This is a genomic window from Pyxidicoccus sp. MSG2 (assembly GCF_026626705.1).
In the GTDB taxonomy this organism is placed as follows: domain Bacteria; phylum Myxococcota; class Myxococcia; order Myxococcales; family Myxococcaceae; genus Myxococcus.
Genome location: NZ_JAPNKC010000001.1, coordinates 10,207,834 through 10,225,528, shown reverse-complemented (window position 1 = coordinate 10,225,528; position 17,695 = coordinate 10,207,834). Strand labels below are relative to the sequence as shown.

General features: G+C 69.5%; 18 protein-coding genes. All 18 read right to left on the bottom strand.

What is annotated here, in order from left to right:
• Positions 1-3 precede the first annotated feature (3 nt).
• The 18 genes from OV427_RS39925 to OV427_RS39840 all read right to left on the bottom strand — a co-directional run bounded on the left by OV427_RS39925 (position 4) and on the right by OV427_RS39840 (position 17,686).
• Positions 4-1,473, bottom strand: coding sequence for an FHA domain-containing protein (locus OV427_RS39925; protein ID WP_267861473.1), 1,470 nt, complete (start codon positions 1,471-1,473; stop codon positions 4-6).
• Entirely contained in the window at positions 1,460-2,344 is an 885-nt protein-coding gene (locus tag OV427_RS39920) for a type II secretion system F family protein (protein ID WP_267861472.1), read from the bottom strand. Before OV427_RS39920 ends, OV427_RS39925 begins: the two co-directional genes overlap by 14 nt.
• A gap of 10 nt (positions 2,345-2,354) precedes the next feature.
• Positions 2,355-3,200, bottom strand: a complete 846-nt coding sequence (locus OV427_RS39915) for a type II secretion system F family protein (protein WP_267861471.1) — start codon at positions 3,198-3,200, stop codon at positions 2,355-2,357.
• Between the two features lie 36 nt (positions 3,201-3,236).
• Positions 3,237-4,052 (bottom strand): Flp pilus assembly protein CpaB, encoded by an 816-nt coding sequence (cpaB, locus tag OV427_RS39910; RefSeq protein WP_163998321.1) that lies wholly within the window; start codon positions 4,050-4,052, stop codon positions 3,237-3,239.
• Between the two features lie 262 nt (positions 4,053-4,314).
• Complete coding sequence (locus OV427_RS39905; RefSeq protein WP_267861470.1) at positions 4,315-5,013, bottom strand: hypothetical protein; 699 nt, start codon at positions 5,011-5,013, stop codon at positions 4,315-4,317.
• A gap of 115 nt (positions 5,014-5,128) precedes the next feature.
• Positions 5,129-5,872 carry a hypothetical protein gene (locus tag OV427_RS39900; RefSeq protein ID WP_267861469.1) on the bottom strand — a complete coding sequence of 248 codons (744 nt, stop codon included), beginning with the start codon at positions 5,870-5,872 and terminating at the stop codon, positions 5,129-5,131.
• The gene (locus OV427_RS39895; RefSeq protein WP_267861468.1) at positions 5,869-6,099 is read right to left on the bottom strand and encodes a hypothetical protein; all 231 of its coding nucleotides are present in this window, start codon (positions 6,097-6,099) and stop codon (positions 5,869-5,871) included. The genes OV427_RS39900 and OV427_RS39895 overlap by 4 nt, the downstream gene beginning before the upstream one ends.
• Positions 6,096-6,905, bottom strand: coding sequence for a hypothetical protein (locus tag OV427_RS39890; protein WP_267861467.1), 810 nt, complete (start codon positions 6,903-6,905; stop codon positions 6,096-6,098). The genes OV427_RS39895 and OV427_RS39890 overlap by 4 nt, the downstream gene beginning before the upstream one ends.
• Positions 6,902-7,681 carry a hypothetical protein gene (locus tag OV427_RS39885; RefSeq protein WP_267861466.1) on the bottom strand — a complete coding sequence of 260 codons (780 nt, stop codon included), beginning with the start codon at positions 7,679-7,681 and terminating at the stop codon, positions 6,902-6,904. Before OV427_RS39885 ends, OV427_RS39890 begins: the two co-directional genes overlap by 4 nt.
• Complete coding sequence (locus OV427_RS39880) at positions 7,674-8,840, bottom strand: TadE/TadG family type IV pilus assembly protein (RefSeq protein WP_267861465.1); 1,167 nt, start codon at positions 8,838-8,840, stop codon at positions 7,674-7,676. The genes OV427_RS39885 and OV427_RS39880 overlap by 8 nt, the downstream gene beginning before the upstream one ends.
• A 15-nt stretch (positions 8,841-8,855) precedes the next feature.
• Complete coding sequence (locus OV427_RS39875) at positions 8,856-10,940, bottom strand: TadE/TadG family type IV pilus assembly protein (protein ID WP_267861464.1); 2,085 nt, start codon at positions 10,938-10,940, stop codon at positions 8,856-8,858.
• 14 nt (positions 10,941-10,954) lie between these two features.
• Positions 10,955-11,947 (bottom strand): TadE/TadG family type IV pilus assembly protein, encoded by a 993-nt coding sequence (locus tag OV427_RS39870; protein ID WP_267861463.1) that lies wholly within the window; start codon positions 11,945-11,947, stop codon positions 10,955-10,957.
• 104 nt (positions 11,948-12,051) lie between these two features.
• On the bottom strand, positions 12,052-13,509 hold the full coding sequence (locus OV427_RS39865) for an anti-sigma factor family protein (RefSeq protein WP_267861462.1): 1,458 nt from the start codon (positions 13,507-13,509) through the stop codon (positions 12,052-12,054).
• Positions 13,506-14,138 carry an RNA polymerase sigma factor gene (locus OV427_RS39860; RefSeq protein ID WP_163998332.1) on the bottom strand — a complete coding sequence of 211 codons (633 nt, stop codon included), beginning with the start codon at positions 14,136-14,138 and terminating at the stop codon, positions 13,506-13,508. Before OV427_RS39860 ends, OV427_RS39865 begins: the two co-directional genes overlap by 4 nt.
• Positions 14,139-14,219: 81 nt before the next feature.
• Complete coding sequence (locus tag OV427_RS39855) at positions 14,220-14,627, bottom strand: DUF2085 domain-containing protein (protein WP_267863546.1); 408 nt, start codon at positions 14,625-14,627, stop codon at positions 14,220-14,222.
• Positions 14,596-15,648 (bottom strand): ABC transporter ATP-binding protein, encoded by a 1,053-nt coding sequence (locus OV427_RS39850; RefSeq protein WP_267861461.1) that lies wholly within the window; start codon positions 15,646-15,648, stop codon positions 14,596-14,598. The genes OV427_RS39855 and OV427_RS39850 overlap by 32 nt, the downstream gene beginning before the upstream one ends.
• Entirely contained in the window at positions 15,645-16,673 is a 1,029-nt protein-coding gene (locus OV427_RS39845) for an ABC transporter ATP-binding protein (protein ID WP_267861460.1), read from the bottom strand. Before OV427_RS39845 ends, OV427_RS39850 begins: the two co-directional genes overlap by 4 nt.
• Positions 16,670-17,686 carry a general secretion pathway protein GspE gene (locus OV427_RS39840; RefSeq protein WP_267861459.1) on the bottom strand — a complete coding sequence of 339 codons (1,017 nt, stop codon included), beginning with the start codon at positions 17,684-17,686 and terminating at the stop codon, positions 16,670-16,672. The genes OV427_RS39845 and OV427_RS39840 overlap by 4 nt, the downstream gene beginning before the upstream one ends.
• Positions 17,687-17,695 lie beyond the last annotated feature (9 nt).

Sequence of the window (17,695 nt, the reverse complement as noted above, 5' to 3'; positions counted from 1 at the left end):
GAGTTACAGCTCGTGCTCGTAAGCCAACTCCAGCGCCCGATTGTGGCAGCGATGCTCGGCTGTAGGGAAGCGCCTGCCGACTTCTTGCAGGGCCGCCCGGGCCTTCTTCGCGTTCCGGAACTGTACGCTGCGTTGGAAATCGAGCATCAGCTGGCTGCACTTGTGGTCGAGCTCGGCTGACACCTGACCGAGCTGGAAGCGTACGTCCTGGTACAGGTCCGGCTTCTCGTCCAGGGCCTCCAGGGTGAGCCACGCGAAGCGGTACTGCTGCCAGGCCTTGAAGAGGTTCTCCGAGCCGATGGCCTTCGTCTCGTAGAACCGGGAGCCGGCCACCGCGTACTGGCGCGCCTTCGCCACCAGCTCGTCGGGGGACAGCTCCGGCACGGGGATGATTTCCAGGCGCAGGTTCCACACCCGCCACGACTCGTTGCCGGGCGGGTTGCGCACGTTGTCGAAGACGACGGTGTTCTGGTCATTCCGCTTCAGCGAAATGATGGGGAGGATGAACTCCAGCTCCCGCTCCATGGCGCTGGCCGTGTCCGGGGGCACCCACCCGAGGTTGGCCCCGTTGAGCACCAGCGCCACCTCCTCCTTGGAGATGCCGCTGGCCTGGTAGTGCAGCAGCGCCACCGCCCGCGTGGGCGTGACGAACTGGAAGTCGAACGACTTCTGGTCCGGGCGCTCCCACTGCACGCCCTCCCCCAGGCCGAACGAGTCCGGCACCACGTCCACCCCGAGCAACACCGGCTCCGGCCCACCCCTGCCGGCCTTTCCGCCGTGGGGCAGGAACACCCAGCCCAGTGCGCCCAGGCCGCTCGCCAGCACCAGCGCCATGGCCAGGCCCACCACCCCCCGGGCCCCGCGCGACAGCTCGCCCCACCACACCGCCAGCTGCCCACCGCCGCTGCCAGCCAGCTCGCGGCGGCGGCGGGCGCGCTCGGCGGCCGTCATCCCCTCGGCGCCGGGCGCCGGGCGCGCGGGCACGGAGCTGGCTTGCGCCTTCTCCAGGGCCACCGGGGGCGGCGGGTCCGCGGGACGCTGCGCGGAGACGGCGGGGAGCTTCGCCGTGGGCAGGACGTCGGCCGGGCCGTCCAGCGGGCCCCCCAGCGCCGCGGTGCGGCGGATGGGGCGGGTGGCGTCCTCGTCCCCGTCGGGGGGTACCCAGACGAAGGTGAACTCCACGGGGCCCACGGTGATGCGGTCCCCGTCCCTCAGCTGCTGCTCACCCGGGAGCAGCGTGCCGTTGAGGGAGGTACCGTTGGAGCTGCCCACGTCCGCGGCGAAGTACAGCCCCGCGCGCTCGATGATGCGCGCGTGCCGACGGGAGACGCCGTGGTCGTGCAGCACCAGGTCGTTCTCCGAGGTGCGGCCGATCTTCACCTCGGCCTGCTCGAAGACGAGCTCCCGTCCCTCCTGGAGCCCCTTGGTGATGGTCAGACGGATAGGCAGGGCACAACCCTCAGGCCAGCTCACCGAAGAAGAACTGGAACACGATGGGCCCGAACAGCACCATGAACACCGTCGGGAAGATGCAGGCGATGAGCGGGAAGAGCATCTTCACCGGGGCCTCGCCGGCCAGCTTCTCCGCGCGCTGGGTGCGGTCGATGCGCATCTGCGTGGACTGGATGCGCAGCACCTTGCCCAGGCTGGTGCCCATCTTGTCCGCCTGGATGAGCGCGGTGACGAACGTCGTCAGCGACGGCAGGTCCACGCGGACGATCATGCTCTTCATCGCCTCTTCACGCGTCTTGCCCATCTTCAGCTGCTTGAGCACCAGCTGCAGCTCCTCGCGCAGCGGGCCCTGCTTGCCCTTCTCCACCACCTTCGCCAGCGCCGCGGTGAAGTCCAGGCCCGCTTCCACCGACAGCGTCAGCAGGTCCAGGTTGTAGGGCAGCGCGCGGCTGATCTGCAGGTGGCGCTTCTTCACCTGGTCGTTCAGCCACATCAGCGGGTAGTACGCGCCGAAGAGCATGAAGAGGAGCGACCAGCCCAGGTTCTGCCCCGTGCCGTTGAGGATGAACAGGCCCATCAGCAGGCCCACCACGGAGCTCACCTCCTGCAGCGCCATGATGTCCTCGGGCTTGTAGCCCTGCGGCTCACCGGCCTTGATGAGGTTGCGGCGCGCCTTGGCCTCGTAGCTCGGCCACATGATGCGGCGGTTCATGGAGCCCAGGCGGCGGATGGCCACGCCACCCGCGCCCTTCACGCCACCGGCTGACTCGTCGCGCACCTCGGAGAGGAAGCGCTCGAGGAGCGTCTGGTACAGGCCCAGGCCGAGGAACCCGATGGCCCCCGCGAAGAGCAGCGCCGAGCTGCCGACCAGCACTTGCGTCAGGACATCCACGGTGCACCCCTCAGATATCGATGTTGACGATGCGCCGGATGATGAAGATGCCCATGATTTCCATGATGGCGATGATGACCACCAGGATCCACCCGAAGAGGTGGTTCATCATGGGCTCCATCAGGTCCGGCCGCATGTAGTTGAGCACCATGCCCAGCACCCCGGGCATGGCCGCGACAATCCACCCCTGCAGCTTGCCCTGCGAGGTGAGCGCGTCGATCTTGCCTTCCAGGCGGAAGCGCTCGCGGATCACCGTGGAGATGGTCTCGAACATCTCCGCCATGTTGCCGCCGAGCTGCCGGGCGATGTTCGTGGACACCACCACCAGCTCCAGGTCGTCGCTGCCCACCCGGCGCCCCATGTTGATGAGCGCCTCTTCCAGGGGCACGCCCAGCTTCACTTCCTTCACGAACAGGCCGAACTCCTGGGACAGCGGCGGCATCGCCTCGCGCGCCACGTGCTCAATCGCTTGCGGGAAGGTGAGGCCCGCCTTGAAGGCGTTGGCCATGGCCTGCAGCGCGTCCACCAGCTGGACGTTGAACTTCTTGATGCGCCGCTTGCGGTAGTGCTTCACCAGCAGCATCGGCACGAAGAAGCCGAACACCGTGGCTATCACCGCGAGGATGGGGTTGAAGATGATGTACGAGAGGATCCCCAACAAGCACATGCTCGCGATGTTGAGGATCAACATCTGGCGCGGGTCGATGAAGAGGAACATGTCGCTCAAGTCGTTCATCGACTTGGCGACGTAGCGCTCCTGGTACTGCTCGTACGCCTTCGACAGGACGCTGAAGATCACCAGGCTGAAGAAGAAGACAGACCCGGTGACGAGGAGGAGGACGATTCCGGCGAGCATGGGCGTGGTTCCCTGGAGGACTCGCGTGCAGCGCCGTTACGGCGCGGCCGCGCCCGCGGCCTTCTCCGCGCCGCCCTTGATGATCTGGATGATCTCCCGGCGCTTCTGCTCCAGCACGCGGGTGCGCTCGCCTGACAGCAGCGTGCTGATGGTGGCGCGGCCACGCTCCTCGATGAGGTCCACGTCGTCCTCGTTGCGCAGGGTGAGCGTCAGCGCGCCCAGCTCCGTCGCCAGCACCAGGATTTCCGCCTCTTCCGGCAGCACCATCAGCGAGATGTTGCTGTACTCGCGCTGGTTCTCCGGAATCAGGTTCACGTTCGTGGTGCCCGTAATCTTGCCCGTAGCCACCACGATGACGTTCTGGAGCAGCGTCACCGCGACGCTCTCGTCCGTCTGGGGGTCCCGGAAGGTGCCGATGACGTCCACCTTGTCGTTGGGGCGGATCCACCCACCGACGGACGTGGTGTTCTTCGCCTCGATGGTGATGGCGCGGGCCTTGCGCTGCACCTTCGTGGACAGGCGCTCGGCCGCCTTCGTGGTCTCGAACTGGCTCCACAGCAGCGGATCACCCGACTGCAGCGCCACGAGCACCTTCTGGTTCACCACGTAGGACGCCGAGTCCGGACGCACCACCGACGAGGTGACGAACTGCTCCGGCACCGAGCGCTGGGAGATCATCTCGAAGGTGATGACCGTGCCCTCCGGGATGTCCTGCGCCGCCACGACGACGGGCACCAGGTTCCAGCCACGGCGGACGTCCGCCTCCTTCTTCTTGATGGCGGAGTAGGCGATGACGCCGGCCAGCAGGCCCAGCACGAGCGCGACGACAAGAGGAGTCTTGCCCTTCAGCATGGTTCAGGAACCTCCAAAACGGGGGGTGCCGTTCGGCGGCGAAGTCCAGAGGGGGTGTGCGAGTACAATCAGGCGCAACAAGCGCGAATGGCGCGGGATGTTAGCCGTGCGATACGCCGGGTGTCAAAACCACCTCTCGCGATAACTCGGCATCCCGCGCGATTCAGGAACAAAAAACCAGGGTGCTACAGGTCGGCGCGCCCCCCGCCGCCAGTCCCCTGCCCCGGGTAAGGCGGGAGAGGGCGTGCCGTACCCCGCCGGACTACAGATTCCGGAGGGCCGCGCGGTCATCGGCCGTCAGCCCCGAGCCGTCGGAGATGCTGTAGACGGCCTCCTGGACGACCTCCACCTTGAGGCCGTCTTCGTAGACGTCCTTGCCCTGCAGGAGCGTGTAGAGCTCCCGCATCTGCGGGTGGTCGGTGATGGGCCCCAGCTCGTAGCGCGCGGCCGGGTCGGAGGGGTCGCTCGCCTTGTTGATGCAATAGAAGTGCAGCGGCACGTTCACCGTCTCCGGGTTGCTGCCGCCGTCGAGCCCGCCCGGGCCGCCCGACGTGGGGGGCACGGTGATGACGACGCGCTCCACCAGCAGGCCGTTCTGGTAGCCCTCCGAGGCGGAGACGATGACGAGGCCCGGAGGGAAGGTCACCTGGACCGGGCCACCGCTGATGTTGGTGAGCTTGAGGCAGGCGCGCACATAGAGGCCGCTGCCCACGTCCGCCGTCTGCGGCTGCCCGCAGTTGCCGTCATCATCCGCGCCGACGATGGTGCCCGACACCTGCACGCCCGCGGGCAGCGACAGCGGCGTGCCCTTCGGCTGGCGCCGGTCCTTGCCGAAGCCGGCCTGCGCCTCCGCATCCACGTCACCCCCGTCCGTCCCCTCCTCGTCCGTCCCGTGGTCCTTGCATGCCCCAAGCCCCACCAGGGCCGCCACCAGCAACCACGTCCACCGCGCCTTTGCCATGTGCGCCTCTCCCTGAAGTACCAGCGGCCCCCCATCTGGAGGGACCGCCGGGTCAACGTCTACCCGGAGCCTCACCGAACCTGCTTTTCGAGGCAACCCCGCAAGCAGCCCCCCGTCAAGGAAGCAATGGTGCGGGGGGTTCCGCGGCAGGCAGGTCAGGGTTGAAGAGGCCGGTGAGCACCACGGGCTCGCCGGTGTCGTCCCGCAGCAGCGCCGGCCTCCCCTGCTCCAGGCCGACGACGCGCAGGGAGAAGGTGACGCCGTCGGGGGAGACGAAGAGCCAGACATCCCCGGGGACGGTGCGCTCGGCGGCCGCTCCCGGCGTCTCCACGCGCAGCACCCGCGCCGGCACGCTCCGGAAGGACCTGTCCCGGACGCGGGCGTCGGCGCGGAAGGCCTGCTCGAGGAGGGCCTGCCACGGCGCCGTCTCGACGGGCACCTCCGCCTTGGACTGGAGCTGGCCCACCATCTCCAGATGGACGCGCCGGGCGGAGGCGAGGAAGGCCAGGTTGGCCCGCGGCTCCGAGCGCGCGTCCACCGGCTCCCGGCCGTAGACGAGCGTCCCCGCGACGCCGGCGAGCACCGCCAGGGAGGCCCACAGCGGAGCGGAGCGGCCCCTCGCCAGGGCCACCAGCAGGCGCACCAGGCCCACGGCCGCCACCACCGAGCCCACCAGCATCAGCACCCGCGGAGGGGCCCCCACATTGAAGGGCTGAGAGAGCGCATCCACGAGGTGCCGCCACTCGGAACGGGACGCACCCAGCGGCACCGCCGCCAGGGCCAGGAAGACGCCCGCGTGCACCAGCCGCAGGCCCCAGGGTGACGAGCCCCCTTCCCCCCTCCGGGCCACCGCCGTCATGGGAACGGCAGGTTGAGCACGAAGTAGTACGAGTCGTAATAGACCTGGTAGGCCTCGAGGAAGAGGTCGATGACGTTGGACTGCCGGTCATCGGTCCACTTGACCTTCACGGACGCTCCGACGACGAGCGCCACCACGAGGACCCAGTTGAGCAGGGAGTACTCCAACATCGCCTGCCCTCGGCGCGCACGGCGGCTGGAGCGCGGCGTCTTCGTCGTGGAGCTCATGGGCTCTCCTCTTCGTCTTCCTGCAACCAGGGGAGGTTGGCGAACTTCTCTTCGGCGTACTCGAGGTGGATCTGCGGCTCGTTCGGCTGCGGCATGCGGATGCGGGACTTCGCATCCACACCATACTCCGCCACCTCCATGCTCTGGCCGATGCCGGGAATCTCTATCTTCGCCAGGTTGATGACGGGAATCTCCCGGCTCATCCACATGCGCTTGATGACGGTGGAGCGCATGACCACTTCCACCGGGACGGCGGTGACGGTGCCCGCGTGGGTCATCAGGCGCGCCTCCTTGCCGGAGCGGACCACGGGACGGTACGCGGCGGTGAGCGCCGGCTCCGGAGCGGCCTTCGCGCGCGCGGCTTCGTCCGGAGCCGGGGCCTGCTCATTCTTCTTCAGCTCGGCCTCCAGCGCCTCCTGCGAGTACTCCTGCGGCTTGCCGTAGCCCGCGGAGGCGATGAGGCGGGTGATGGCGTGCCGGCGCGGGTCGTTCGACTCACCCAGGGCGACCAGCATCTTCATCTGCCCCAGGGGCGCGCGCATCGCGGGGTGCGTGCCGAACTCCACCTCCATCCACACCGCGTCCCGCCCGTACCGGTCCTTCTCCTGGCCCACGACGGCCATGCGCCAGTAGTGCACGCGAGCGCCGCCGCCATCCATCCGGTAGGTGACCCAGTCGCCCACGCGCGAGGCCCGCGCCCCCCGGGACATGTGGTCCATCAGGGCCTTCATCGCGGGCGCTGCGGCCTGCGCGGGCATGGCCACGAGCAGCACGGCCAGTGCGAAGCGGAGCGCCAGGGCCTTCACTTCTTGCCTTCCTTCGCCGCGCGCTTGCCGCGCTCATGGGCCTCACGGCTCTCTTTCACGGCGGCGTCGTTGGGCATGGCGTCGGGCCGGTCGGAGCCTACCCACATCTGTACCATGGCGGTGAGCCCGTCCTCCACGGGGCGGAGGGTGGTCACCACCTGCTCGGCCTTGCGCGCATGCTCCATCGTGAGCTGCGTCTCCCCACCTAGCTTCATCGCGCCCTGGCGCACCGGCTGGTAGCCCTGCTTCTCGAGCTCCTGGGTGACGCGCTGGCGCACGTCCTCCAGGTTGCCCTCCACGAGCGAGGAGCGGTTCTGCGAGCCGCCCGGCGCGTCTCGCGTGGCGAGGTCCTGGGTGAAGAGCATCCCCTCCACCTTCACCAGGCCGGGGGCGGAGTTGCGCGGCGCGCTCACCCACAAGTCGCGCAGCACGGTGAAGCCCACCGTCTTGCCGAGGTGCCGGCGGAGGACGACGCCGCGCTGCAGGCCCTCGCGCGTGTACAGGGCGGACACCACCGCCTCGTTCTCCAGGTCGCCGTCCACCGCGGTGGGGTAGCCCTGCGAGCGCCAGTGGCGGGTGAAGTAGTCCGCCACCTTCTCCAGCGGGTCGTCCGTGGTGAAGTACGCCATGCGGTAGTACTCACCGGCGATGACCAGGTCATTGCCGATGCGCGTATGCACCGTGCCCGGATAGACGGGCAACTCCTGCTGGGCGTGGGCGGCCAGGGCCCCCACCGTCAGCAGCAGCGCGCAGAGCCGTGCCAGGGAGCTACTCACAGTTGACGATGTCCTCGTTCTTGTCGCCCTTGGTCGAGTCGGCGCTGGTGGGGGCGGAGGGGTCTTCGGCCTGCGGATTCTTGCAGCCCATGAAGTGCTCGCCACGGGCCTCGAAGATCTTCTTGTACTGCGAGTCCTCGTACGTGTTGTCGCGGAACGGGGCCGTGTCGAAGCACTGCGGCCGGTCGCTGTCGAGCAGCTCGAGGTCGTTCGACATCTGATCCTGCAGGCCGTGCGCCGCGGCCGCGGGGTAGCTGTTGACGCCGTCGCACTGGGACGCATCCCCGCCCGCCAACCCGTAGTTCTTGGAGATGACGAAGGTGCCGAGGAAGGCCGGAGCGAAGGACGAGAAGGTCGACAGCACGCCGCCGAGCGGTGAGCTCTCGAGGCGCTCCTTGACGCCCAGGAAGGTCATCCGGTTGACCTGGGCGTAGAGGCCATGCACCTCGTTGCCCTCGGTGTGGCCGCCCGCGCGCCGGCCGTTGATGACGGCATCGCTGCCGTCCGGCAGGTTCCACCCGGTGGCGTACATGGAGTGGCGGGTGCTGAGCCGCAGGCTGCCGATGTTCCGGCCGCCGAAGGTGTCCACCTTGAAGAAGTCACCCGTGCTCTGCTCCAGGTAGCGCTGGGGAAGGATGACGTTGTCGAACTGCATCGACACCTGGGACTCCACCCAGCCCTTGGTGTTGAACTTCCAGAAGCCCAGCAGGCCGTTGGCGCCGCCATTGATGGCGCCGAGGACGGAGTTGGCCATGCCGTCGCCGCTGTTGCCCAGCACCAGGCCCGCCTCGATGAAGGGCACGTCCTTGTTGACCACGTCCGCCTGGATGTTGGTGTAGCGCGCGATGAACGAGCCGGGCGGAGCATTGGTCTCCACCGAGTCCATGTCCTTGTAGCGCTCCGCCACCTCCTCCATCGCCTCCCGCTTCGCGTCCGCGAAGGCGGCGTCGTGGTCCGCGTTGCCGAAGTCGGACAGGGTGTAGCTGGTCATCTCCCACGTGGCGTAGCGCGCCAGCTCCAGGAGCTTCAGCTTCGCCCTCACCAATTCGGTGAGGTACATGCTGAACATGAGGATCATCACCAACACCGGGACGGAGAGCGCGAACTCGACGGTGGCCGCGCCCCGGTGCTGGGCCCTGCGCTGTCTTGGGAGTCTCATCAGCGAAGTCCCGGCTTAGTGGGTGATGATCTTGGGGGCAATGCTCTTCAGCGGGCCTGGCAGGGCGTCATTCAGGCTGCCAGCCAGGGGCAGGTTGTGGCGGCCCTGGTAGACGGAGGCCAGGCGCGGGCGCCAGTACGGATTGAAGAAGTTGGGCTGCTCCGTCCAGTTGCCGGGCCGGTGGTAGTAGCTCTGGCCGCGGGTGATGACGTTGAGCCCCTCGGAGAAGCTGAGGAACTTCTTCCGGTTGTTCTCCATCTCCAGCGCGTCCGTGTCGGCGGTGAAGTTGAAGCGGATCTTCCCGTCCGCGTTCAGCAGCGCGGGCGCGTTGGTGCCCGCCTCCTTGTCCTTGAGGTCCCGGTTGGTGATTTCGTCCGGCGACTTGTTGAGCGCGACCCACGTGGACGGCTGGTTGAAGTCGAACTTGTAGCGCGGGGCCGCGTCGTTGGTGGCCGTGCGGCCGCACACGCCCTGGAACTGGCCGGGCTCGAAGTGCATGAACGGGACGATGCCCTTCCACGGATGGTTGCCGTCCTCCGCGGGGTGCACGTTGGCCGTGTAGACATCCATCTTTCCCTTGCCGAACAAGCAAATGGGAAGGACACACACCTCGTTCTTGGTGACGCCCACCTCGCCCTCGGGGCCATTGGCGCGCTGGCGGTTGCGCCAGCCGCTGTCGCCCGTGGGCAGGCGCTGGGGGTGGACCCGCCAGTGCACGCCGCCGTCGCGGTACGAGCCCTCCTGGTCGTTCAGGGCCCAGATGCTCGTCTTGGCCATCCACTGGTAGGGCAGCTTCTTGCGGGACGTGTCCTCGAGCCCCTTGCGCGGATCCCCCCAGCAGCGCCCGATGTTCTTCTCGTCCGTCTTGCAGGACAGCGGGTTCGTCACGCCGGGGAAGTCGGGGCCGAACTTGAGCCAGTACAGGTCGTCCGAGCCGAGGTTGTCGCCCTGGGCCATCATGCCGAGCGTCGGGGCGATGCCGTCGTTCCAGTCGCGGATGTAGTTGCGCGTCTTGCGCGTCTGGGTGAGGACGTTCCGGTAGTCGCGGATGTGGGTCAGCATGCGGGTCTGCCCCAGCTTGCCGAAGCTGATCACCCCGGGGATGTTGATGTCGTTGCTGAGCCAGTCGCCGATGATGCCCAGCCAGGGCGGCAGGGGGAGGAGGTCTCCCAGCCGGCGCGAGGTGATGAACTTCTGCTGGCAGGAGAGGATGTCCACCCCGCCGGCGCCCAGCCCGCCCTTCGAGTCACACGGGTAGCGCGTGGCATTGGAGATGCCGCCCATGGAGCGCTTGGCGCGAGCCTCCTTCGACGCCAGGGCTGTCTCCTTCGGGTCGATGGCCTTGAACGGGTTGGCGGGTGTGCCCAGCGGGCGGCCTCCTGCCTCCGCGAAGTGCGTCTGGTCGAAGAGGCATTGGCTGATGACGCCGGTGAGCCCCTGACTGATGAGCGAGTCGATGTTCTTGTCGTTGTCCGCGATGACGGTGTCCGTGGTCTGCAACACGTGCGTGGACGCGGACATCATCACCGCCTGGGACGCGAAGAACAGCACGCTGTTGAGCACCCAGTGCGTGGGGATGACCAGCTTGCCGATGAGCTTGTCCGGGTTGGTGGCGACCAACAGTTGATGGAAGGCCCTCACGACCATCCTCCAGGCATTCATCGCCGTTTCGATGACCTTGAGCACCTGCCCCACCACCGGAATCGCCTTCAATATGGGACAGGCTATCTTCCAGAAGAGGCCGCTTGCTTTTCCCGCACAGGGGTTCAAGGTCTTCATGAACCCGTAGGTGTCCGCGAGGAACGCCTCGGCGAAGTAGATGAGTGACAGCAGCGACTGCCACAGCATCGCCGAGACGTAGTGCGACGCCTGCGTGCGGTTGGCGTACGCGTAGAAGTTGAAGGCGCGCGCCTCCATGGCGGCCATGGAGTAGGCGGCGGAGTCCGCGGTGTTCTGCAGGCGGATGCGCTCGTGCACCGTGTGGCCGATGTTGACGGTGGTCAACACGGCGATGGACATGACGAGCACCATCAGCGCGGCGAGCACCAGCGCCTGGCCTTCCTGGCGGCGGAAGCTCTGTCGGAGGGTCCGGGTGAACATGGTCGGCGGTCCTCTTACAGGCCCCAGTCGGGGTTGAGGTGCATGATCCACTTCCGGTGGAAGTTGGACTGCATGCGCATGGTGTACGTGGCCGTCAGCGGGATGAAGTAGCGCCGGCCCGCGAAGTTGGAGACCAGGGGGATGCTGCCGGTGGCCAGGCCCCAGAGCACCGCCATCTCCAGCGGATACACGGAGTCATAGCCCTTCTCGTGCTGGATGCCCTTGATGGACGCGGCGGCCAGGGCGTCGATGTTGCCGTCGGCCATGATGTTGGCGCCCGGAGTGACGGTCGCCCGGTCGATGGCGCCATGGAGCGCCAGGCCCGCGTTGGAGGCGAACCACGAGGTGAAGATGATCCAGTTCGCGAAGGGCACGCGCAGCTGGTACCAGTAGCGCAGGCGGATGGTGAGCCGCGTGGCCTTGCGGTAGACGAGCTCCGAATCGTCCGGCTCCGGCAGGTTGAAGAACTTGCGGATGTGGTTCTCCAGCGAGGGCACCTCGGGGAAGCTGTCCGCTCCGTCGAAGTCCAGCTCCTGCCAGTTGAAGCCGTTGCGCAGCTTCCAGATGCTGTCGATGGGCGTGAAATACGCCGGGTTGATGGTGTCCACCCGGACGATGCCCAGCAGGTTGGAGCCGTTGACGGTGCGGGGCACCACGCCGCCGCCGAAGTTCAACGCGCTCATGCCCGTGTCGTAGAGCTGGTGCAGCGCGAGCGTCGTCCCCAGCTTCGCGATGTCGTTGGTGGCGCCCATCGTGGGCAGCAGCGCGACGATGGCCGCGTCGTGCATGCGCTCGTTGTTGCCGTTCCACACGATGCCGGCCCGCGCCGCCTGGTATGCGGCGTACTCGGTCATCAGCTTCGCGTGCTGCATCATCGTGAGCTGGATGATGCCCAGCGTCATGAAGACGGTCAGCGGCATGATCATCGCCGCTTCGACGGCGGCCTGACCCGACTGCGCGCGAGACGCCCCCCGCTCCCGCCGCCCATCCTGTGCTTCCTGTCCCATGACGCCATTATCCGGTGAGGCGCGCCGGACTCGCATCGGTCAAATGGACAGACCTACACCCACGTTTCCGTCCATTTTTCTATTTGCTCAGAAACCGCAGACCATCATTTCTGGGGATCAGCGGATTTCGGGGCGGCCTCGAGGATGGCGGGCTCGCGGGACAGCCTGCGGCGAGCGGCCTGGGCGGCGCTGGAGCCCGGCGCATCGGCGATGACCTGCTTGCAGGCGGCGGCGCCCGCGGCCTGACGGCCCAGGGCGAGCTCCGCGTCGCAGAGGCGGTTGAGGAGTCCGAGGCGCTCCGAGCCGGAGGGCCCGGCGGCCAGCGCCGAGCGCAGCAGCCCCGCCTCCAGGGCCCGGTCCCCGGCGAGGTACGCGTCCCGGGCCTGGCTCGACAGCTCCGCCACGGACGGCCCCGGCTCCGCCTGGGCGCGGGACGCCGGCATCTCCGCGGCGGGGCTCGGGGATTCGCTTCGCTTCGCCTTCTTCGTGGGCGCCTGGGCCGGGGCGGGCGCACGGCGCTCGGCCAGGGACTCCGTCTGCGCGAGAGCACCGGTGGCCACATCCGCGCGGCCGCCGGACGGGGACGGGGACGGGGACGCGGGCGCCGCCGTCGCGGGCGCGGGAGGCCCCGCTGGGACGGACACGGAGCCCACGGCCTGGGGCGCATCCCCGCCCGCGAAGACCTTGTCGAAAGCGCCGTCGTCTTCGTCGGCGGCCTGGGCCTGGGCCGCGGACGCACCGCCCAGCTTCAACCCCTCCTGCTTCCGCGAGGCGGAGTCATCGCGCGGCGCGGACTCTGCCAGGGACTCCTCGTCCGGGGCGTCCTTCTCGCCGAAGGCGAACTTCGAGGCCTTCGAGGGGGCGGTCTTCGCCAGCGGCTGCCGGTTCGTCGAGGCCCGCGCGCGCTCCGAGGCGCCCTTGCCGTACCCGGGCTTCGCCTTCATCTCCTCCTCGCGGACGATGCGGGCGTCGAGCCCGCCGCCACTGCCCGCGTTGCGCCAGTCCTCGGCACGCGCCACTTCCTTCGCGGCGCCCTCGTCCAGGAGCGCCTTCGGGGAGGGCGCGGCCTGCGCGGTGGGCGGAGGCGGTGGGGCGGGGGCCTCCGCGCTCGCGACCACGGGCTCGGCCACACCGCGCGCGGGCGCGGCGTCCTTCGCTCTCGCCATCTCGACCTTCGCCGCCACCTGGGCCGGAGAGGGGCTCGCGGGGGCGTGCTCATTCGCCTCGAGGATGAGGATGCCGAAGGTGCTCACCGAGGCCACGCCCAGCACCGGCAGCAGCCAGCGGCGCCAGCGCGAGGGCTTGGGCGCGGGGCCAGCGGCGGCGCGGCGCGCGGCCTGCTGCGCGTAGGCCATGAGCGATTCGAGCCCGGCGTCCGGCGCGGGCTCCGTGGAGAGCTGGGACATGGTGGCGCGCACGCCGCGGATGTCGTCCAGGGCCTGGGTGCAGCGGGCGCAGCCCGACAGGTGCGCCTCCATGGCCCGGGCCTCGGGGGTGGGCAGCTCGCCGTAGGCGAAGTCGAGGAGCCGGTCCTCGTGCGCGTGGGCATTCTGCGGATTCATCCCGTCACCGTCCTTCCGTCCTCGGCGAGGTCGCCGTCCACGCCCATGTCCGACAGGCGTCGTCGCAACCCGTCGAGCGCGTATCGCATCCGGCTCTTCACGGTGTTCTCGGACACGCCCGTCACCTCGGCGATGTCCTTGAAGGGAATGCCGCTGTACTCACGCAGGATGAACACTTCTCGCTGCTCCTCCGGGAGTGCCGCCAGGGCGCGCTCCAGCAGGGGCCGCAGGCGGGCGTTGTACGCGCCGCGCTCGGGGCTGGCCCCCGTGTCCGGCAGCCCCTCGCCCAGCGGACGTCCCTCTTCCCCATCCGCACCCGCGGCGGGGGCTTCCAGGGACGACGCCTGGCGGTAGCTCTCTTTGCGCGCGCTGTCCACGCAGAGGTTCCTCGCAATCGTGTAGAGCCAGGTCGTGAACTTCGCCTTGGGCGTGTACTCGCCGGCGCTCCGTACCACTTTCAGCCACGTCTCCTGCAGCACGTCCTCCGCCCGTGCCCGGTGCCCGACGAATCGAAGGACGAAGTTGAACACCGGCGTCCGGTGCTTGCGCACCAGCGCCTCGAACGCGCGCGCGTCCCCCGCCTGAAAGGCGAGCATCAGCCGCTCGTCTGAGGTCTCCGGTCCCAACACTCCCCCATCTCTCCTGGAGCACCCGACACCCCGACCCCTCCTCAACCCGTGCCCTCATAACGGGCGACGGGCCACGAAGGTCTACTCCGGGCGTGGTCTCCGGTAAGTGGCGAGAATGACAGGGAGCGCCACCGCTGTCACGAGGGCGGCCTGGGCCAGCAGCACCGCCGGCAGGGGCCGCTGGACATGCACCTGGAGCGAGCGTCCGAGCGCCAGTCCGAGCAGCACCCCGGTCAACGTACGCACCGCGTTGGAGCCGGACGCCGGGCGGAAGCGCCCCACCGCCCAGTCCACCAGCGCGGGCAGCGTGAGGGCCAGCACCGCGGGTATGTCCCAGCGCCACTCGCGCGGCGCGCGCAGGGCGAAGAGGCCCACGAGCGTCACCAGCAGCACCGGGTACGTGCCCAGACAGCGCGCGCAGACGCGCACGCCGCCCAGCACGTAGGTCCGGTTGTACTCATCCGGGTGATGGTGGCTGAGCCAGAACACCGGCATCACCTCCGGAGGCGGGGGCGGGAGTGACTTCGCGGGAGTCGCCCTCCACGAGAAAACAAGCGGCCGTGTGTCCTCCGCCGAGCGGGTACAGCGGCGGCGACTCGCGCCGGCAGCGCTCCATGACGTGGGGGCAGCGCGGGTGGAAGGCGCAGCCAGACGGCGGGTTGAGCGGCGACGGCGGCTCGCCCGGCACCAGCAGGCGGGTGCGCGCGTGGCCCGGGTCCGGCACCGGCACGGAGGACAGGAGCGCCTGCGTGTACGGGTGGCGCGGGCGGCGGTACAGCTCCGCGGCGGGCGCCAGTTCCACGATTCGGCCCAGGTACATGACGGCGACGCGGGTGGAGACGTACTCGACGATTTTCAGGTCGTGCGCGATGAAGACGTAGGTGAGGCCGCGCTCGCGCTGCAGGTCCACCAGGAGGTTCACGATCTGCGCCTGGATGGACACGTCGAGCGCGCTGATGGGCTCGTCGGCCACCACCAGGTCCGGACGCAATGCGATGGCACGTGCAATGCCGATGCGCTGACGCTGACCGCCGGAGAACTCGTGGGGGTAGCGCTCCAGCGCCTCGCGCGGCAGGCCCATGGCGTCCACCAGGGCGGATACCTCGCGCTCCCGCTCGCCGCGCTCGCGCGCGAGGCCGTGGATGGCGAAGGGCTCGCCCAGAATCTCGCGCACCGTCATCCGCGGGTTGAGCGAGGCGTACGGGTCCTGGAAGACGAGCTGCATGCGCCGGCGCAGCGGGCGCAGCCGCCGCTGGGACTGGCCCGTCAGCTCCTGCCCGTCGAAGCGGATGGAGCCGGCGGTGGGCTCCACCAGCCGCAGCAGCGCGCGCCCCAGCGTGCTCTTGCCGCAGCCGCTCTCCCCCACCAGCCCGAGCGTCTCCCCGCGCACCACGTCGAAGCCCACTCCGTCCACGGCCTTCACCGCGCCGCGCACGCGCCCCAGGAGGCCCCCTCGCACGGGGAAGTGGACCTTCAAGTCACGCACCTGGAGCAGCGGCCCGGAGCTCATGGCGCGGGCACCGGGTTGTGGCAGGCGGCGAGCTGCCCGTCGCGCTTGGGCTCCAGCGGCGGCACCACGCGCGCGCAGACTTCGAGCGCGCGCTCGCACCTGTCGCGAAACGCGCAGCCGGAGGGCAGCTTCCGCAACGAAGGCACCATGCCGGGAATGGCCCGCAGCCTCCGCTGCGAGGCGGCGCCCCCCTCCCCCGTCGCCACCTGGAGCGAGGGAATGGAGCGCAACAGGCCCGCGGTGTACGGGTGCGCCGGCCGGGAGAACAGCTCGCGCACCGGGGCGCGCTCCACCACGCGGCCCGCGTACATCACCACGACGGTGTCGCAGCTCTCCGCCACCACGCCCAGGTCGTGCGTAATCAACATCACCGCCATGCCGCGCTCGGCCTGGAGGCGCTTGAGCAGGTCCAGAATCTGGGCCTGGATGGTGACGTCCAGCGCGGTGGTGGGCTCGTCGGCGATGAGCAGCGCGGGGTCGCACGCCAGCGCCATCGCAATCATCACCCGCTGCCGCATGCCGCCGGAGAGCTGGTGCGGGTACGCGTCCACGCGCTCCTCCGGCGCGGGGATGCCCACCTGCCGCAGCATCTCCACCGCCCGCTCACGCGCCTTCGCGCGCGAGGCGCCCAGGTGCAGCCGGACGCCCTCGGCAATCTGCTCCCCCACGGTAAAGACGGGGTTGAGCGACGTCATCGGCTCCTGGAAGACCATGGCCGCGTGGTGGCCGCGCACCCGGCGCAATTCGGCCTCGGGCAGCTTGAGCAAGTCGCGTCCCTGGAAGAGGACCTCGCCCCCCACCACGCGCACCGGCGGGTTCGGCGCCAGCCCCAGCACGGACAGGGCGGTGAGGCTCTTGCCGCAGCCACTCTCCCCCACCACCCCGAGCGTGCCGCCCGGGGGCACGGAGAAGGACACGCCGTCCACCGCGCGCACCGGGCCTTCCTCCAGGGACAGCTCGGCGGTGAGGCCGCGGACGTCCAGGAGGGGCCGCTCCGCGTCGGGGCGCTGGGCGGCGGCCGTCACTTCCTCGCCAGCTCCTCCAGGAACTCCCCTTCCTGGATGAGGCCCTTGCGGATGAGCAGGCGGATGAGGCTCGCCACCATGCGGGCGGGCTTCACCTTCTCCGTGTCCAGCGAAGCCTCCTCACCCCGGGAGATGCGCTCGATGTCGTCGAGGACGGCCAGGTCCTCGTCCGAGAACTGCGGCGTCGGCGTGAGGGCCATGGAGGGTTTCGCGCCCTGCGCCGCGCCGCCGAACAGCACCACCGGCACTCGGGGCTTGCCCCCGGCCCCGGCCTCGTCAGCGGGCGGAGGCGGCGGAGGCTTCGCCGGGGCGGCGGGCTCCACGCCCAGCAGGTCATCCAGCATGTCCGCGCCTGGCGGGGGCGGCGGCGTCGCCACGGGTGGAGGCGGCGGCGAGCCGCGCAACGTGGGCCGGGCGGGGGCGGCCGCCGCCGGCTTCGGCGCGGGCGGGGGGGCGGGCTTCGGGGGCTTCGGGGGCTCCGGGAAGTCCCACTCCAGGGAGGCACCCGTACCCACCGGCGGAGGCGGAGGCGTGCCCGGCTCCTCGTCCAGCGGCTCGGCCTCCACGATGTCCAGCGGCTCGCCGCGGGCGCGGGCCAGCGCGGTGTCCAGGTCGTCCGAGGAGACGACGAAGACGCGCACCTGCTTGCGGAGCTGGAAGCGCAGCTCGTCCACCAGCGTCAGGTCACCCGGGTCCTCCACGGCGATGTGGATGCGCTCGCTGCGCCCCTCCACCTCCACGCGGAAGGGCACCACGCGGTGCTCGGCCTGGAAGTCCACGGACACCAGCCCGGTGACGGCCTGGGGGATGTCCTCCGGCAGCTCCACGAACGGCAGGCCGGTCTGTGCGGCCAGGGCACGGGCGATGTCCGCGGGCGTGCACAGCCCCTGGGCCACGAGCACCTCGCCCAGCCGCTGATGCCCCGGGGCACCACGGCGGCCGAGCGCAACCCGGACCTGCTCCTCCGTCACCACACCCGCCTCGATGAGCAGCTCACCAATCTTCTTGCGCATGGGCAGGGG

Coding starts and splice junctions, on each gene's coding strand:
- cpaB (WP_163998321.1), bottom strand. CDS start 4,052: ATGCTGAAGGGCAAGACTCCTCTTGTCGTCGCGCTCGTGCTGGGCCTG.
- OV427_RS39865 (WP_267861462.1), bottom strand. CDS start 13,509: ATGAATCCGCAGAATGCCCACGCGCACGAGGACCGGCTCCTCGACTTC.
- OV427_RS39840 (WP_267861459.1), bottom strand. CDS start 17,686: ATGCGCAAGAAGATTGGTGAGCTGCTCATCGAGGCGGGTGTGGTGACG.
- OV427_RS39915 (WP_267861471.1), bottom strand. CDS start 3,200: ATGCTCGCCGGAATCGTCCTCCTCCTCGTCACCGGGTCTGTCTTCTTC.
- OV427_RS39895 (WP_267861468.1), bottom strand. CDS start 6,099: ATGAGCTCCACGACGAAGACGCCGCGCTCCAGCCGCCGTGCGCGCCGA.
- OV427_RS39880 (WP_267861465.1), bottom strand. CDS start 8,840: ATGAGACTCCCAAGACAGCGCAGGGCCCAGCACCGGGGCGCGGCCACC.
- OV427_RS39900 (WP_267861469.1), bottom strand. CDS start 5,872: ATGACGGCGGTGGCCCGGAGGGGGGAAGGGGGCTCGTCACCCTGGGGC.
- OV427_RS39875 (WP_267861464.1), bottom strand. CDS start 10,940: ATGTTCACCCGGACCCTCCGACAGAGCTTCCGCCGCCAGGAAGGCCAG.
- OV427_RS39870 (WP_267861463.1), bottom strand. CDS start 11,947: ATGGGACAGGAAGCACAGGATGGGCGGCGGGAGCGGGGGGCGTCTCGC.
- OV427_RS39905 (WP_267861470.1), bottom strand. CDS start 5,013: ATGGCAAAGGCGCGGTGGACGTGGTTGCTGGTGGCGGCCCTGGTGGGG.
- OV427_RS39850 (WP_267861461.1), bottom strand. CDS start 15,648: ATGAGCTCCGGGCCGCTGCTCCAGGTGCGTGACTTGAAGGTCCACTTC.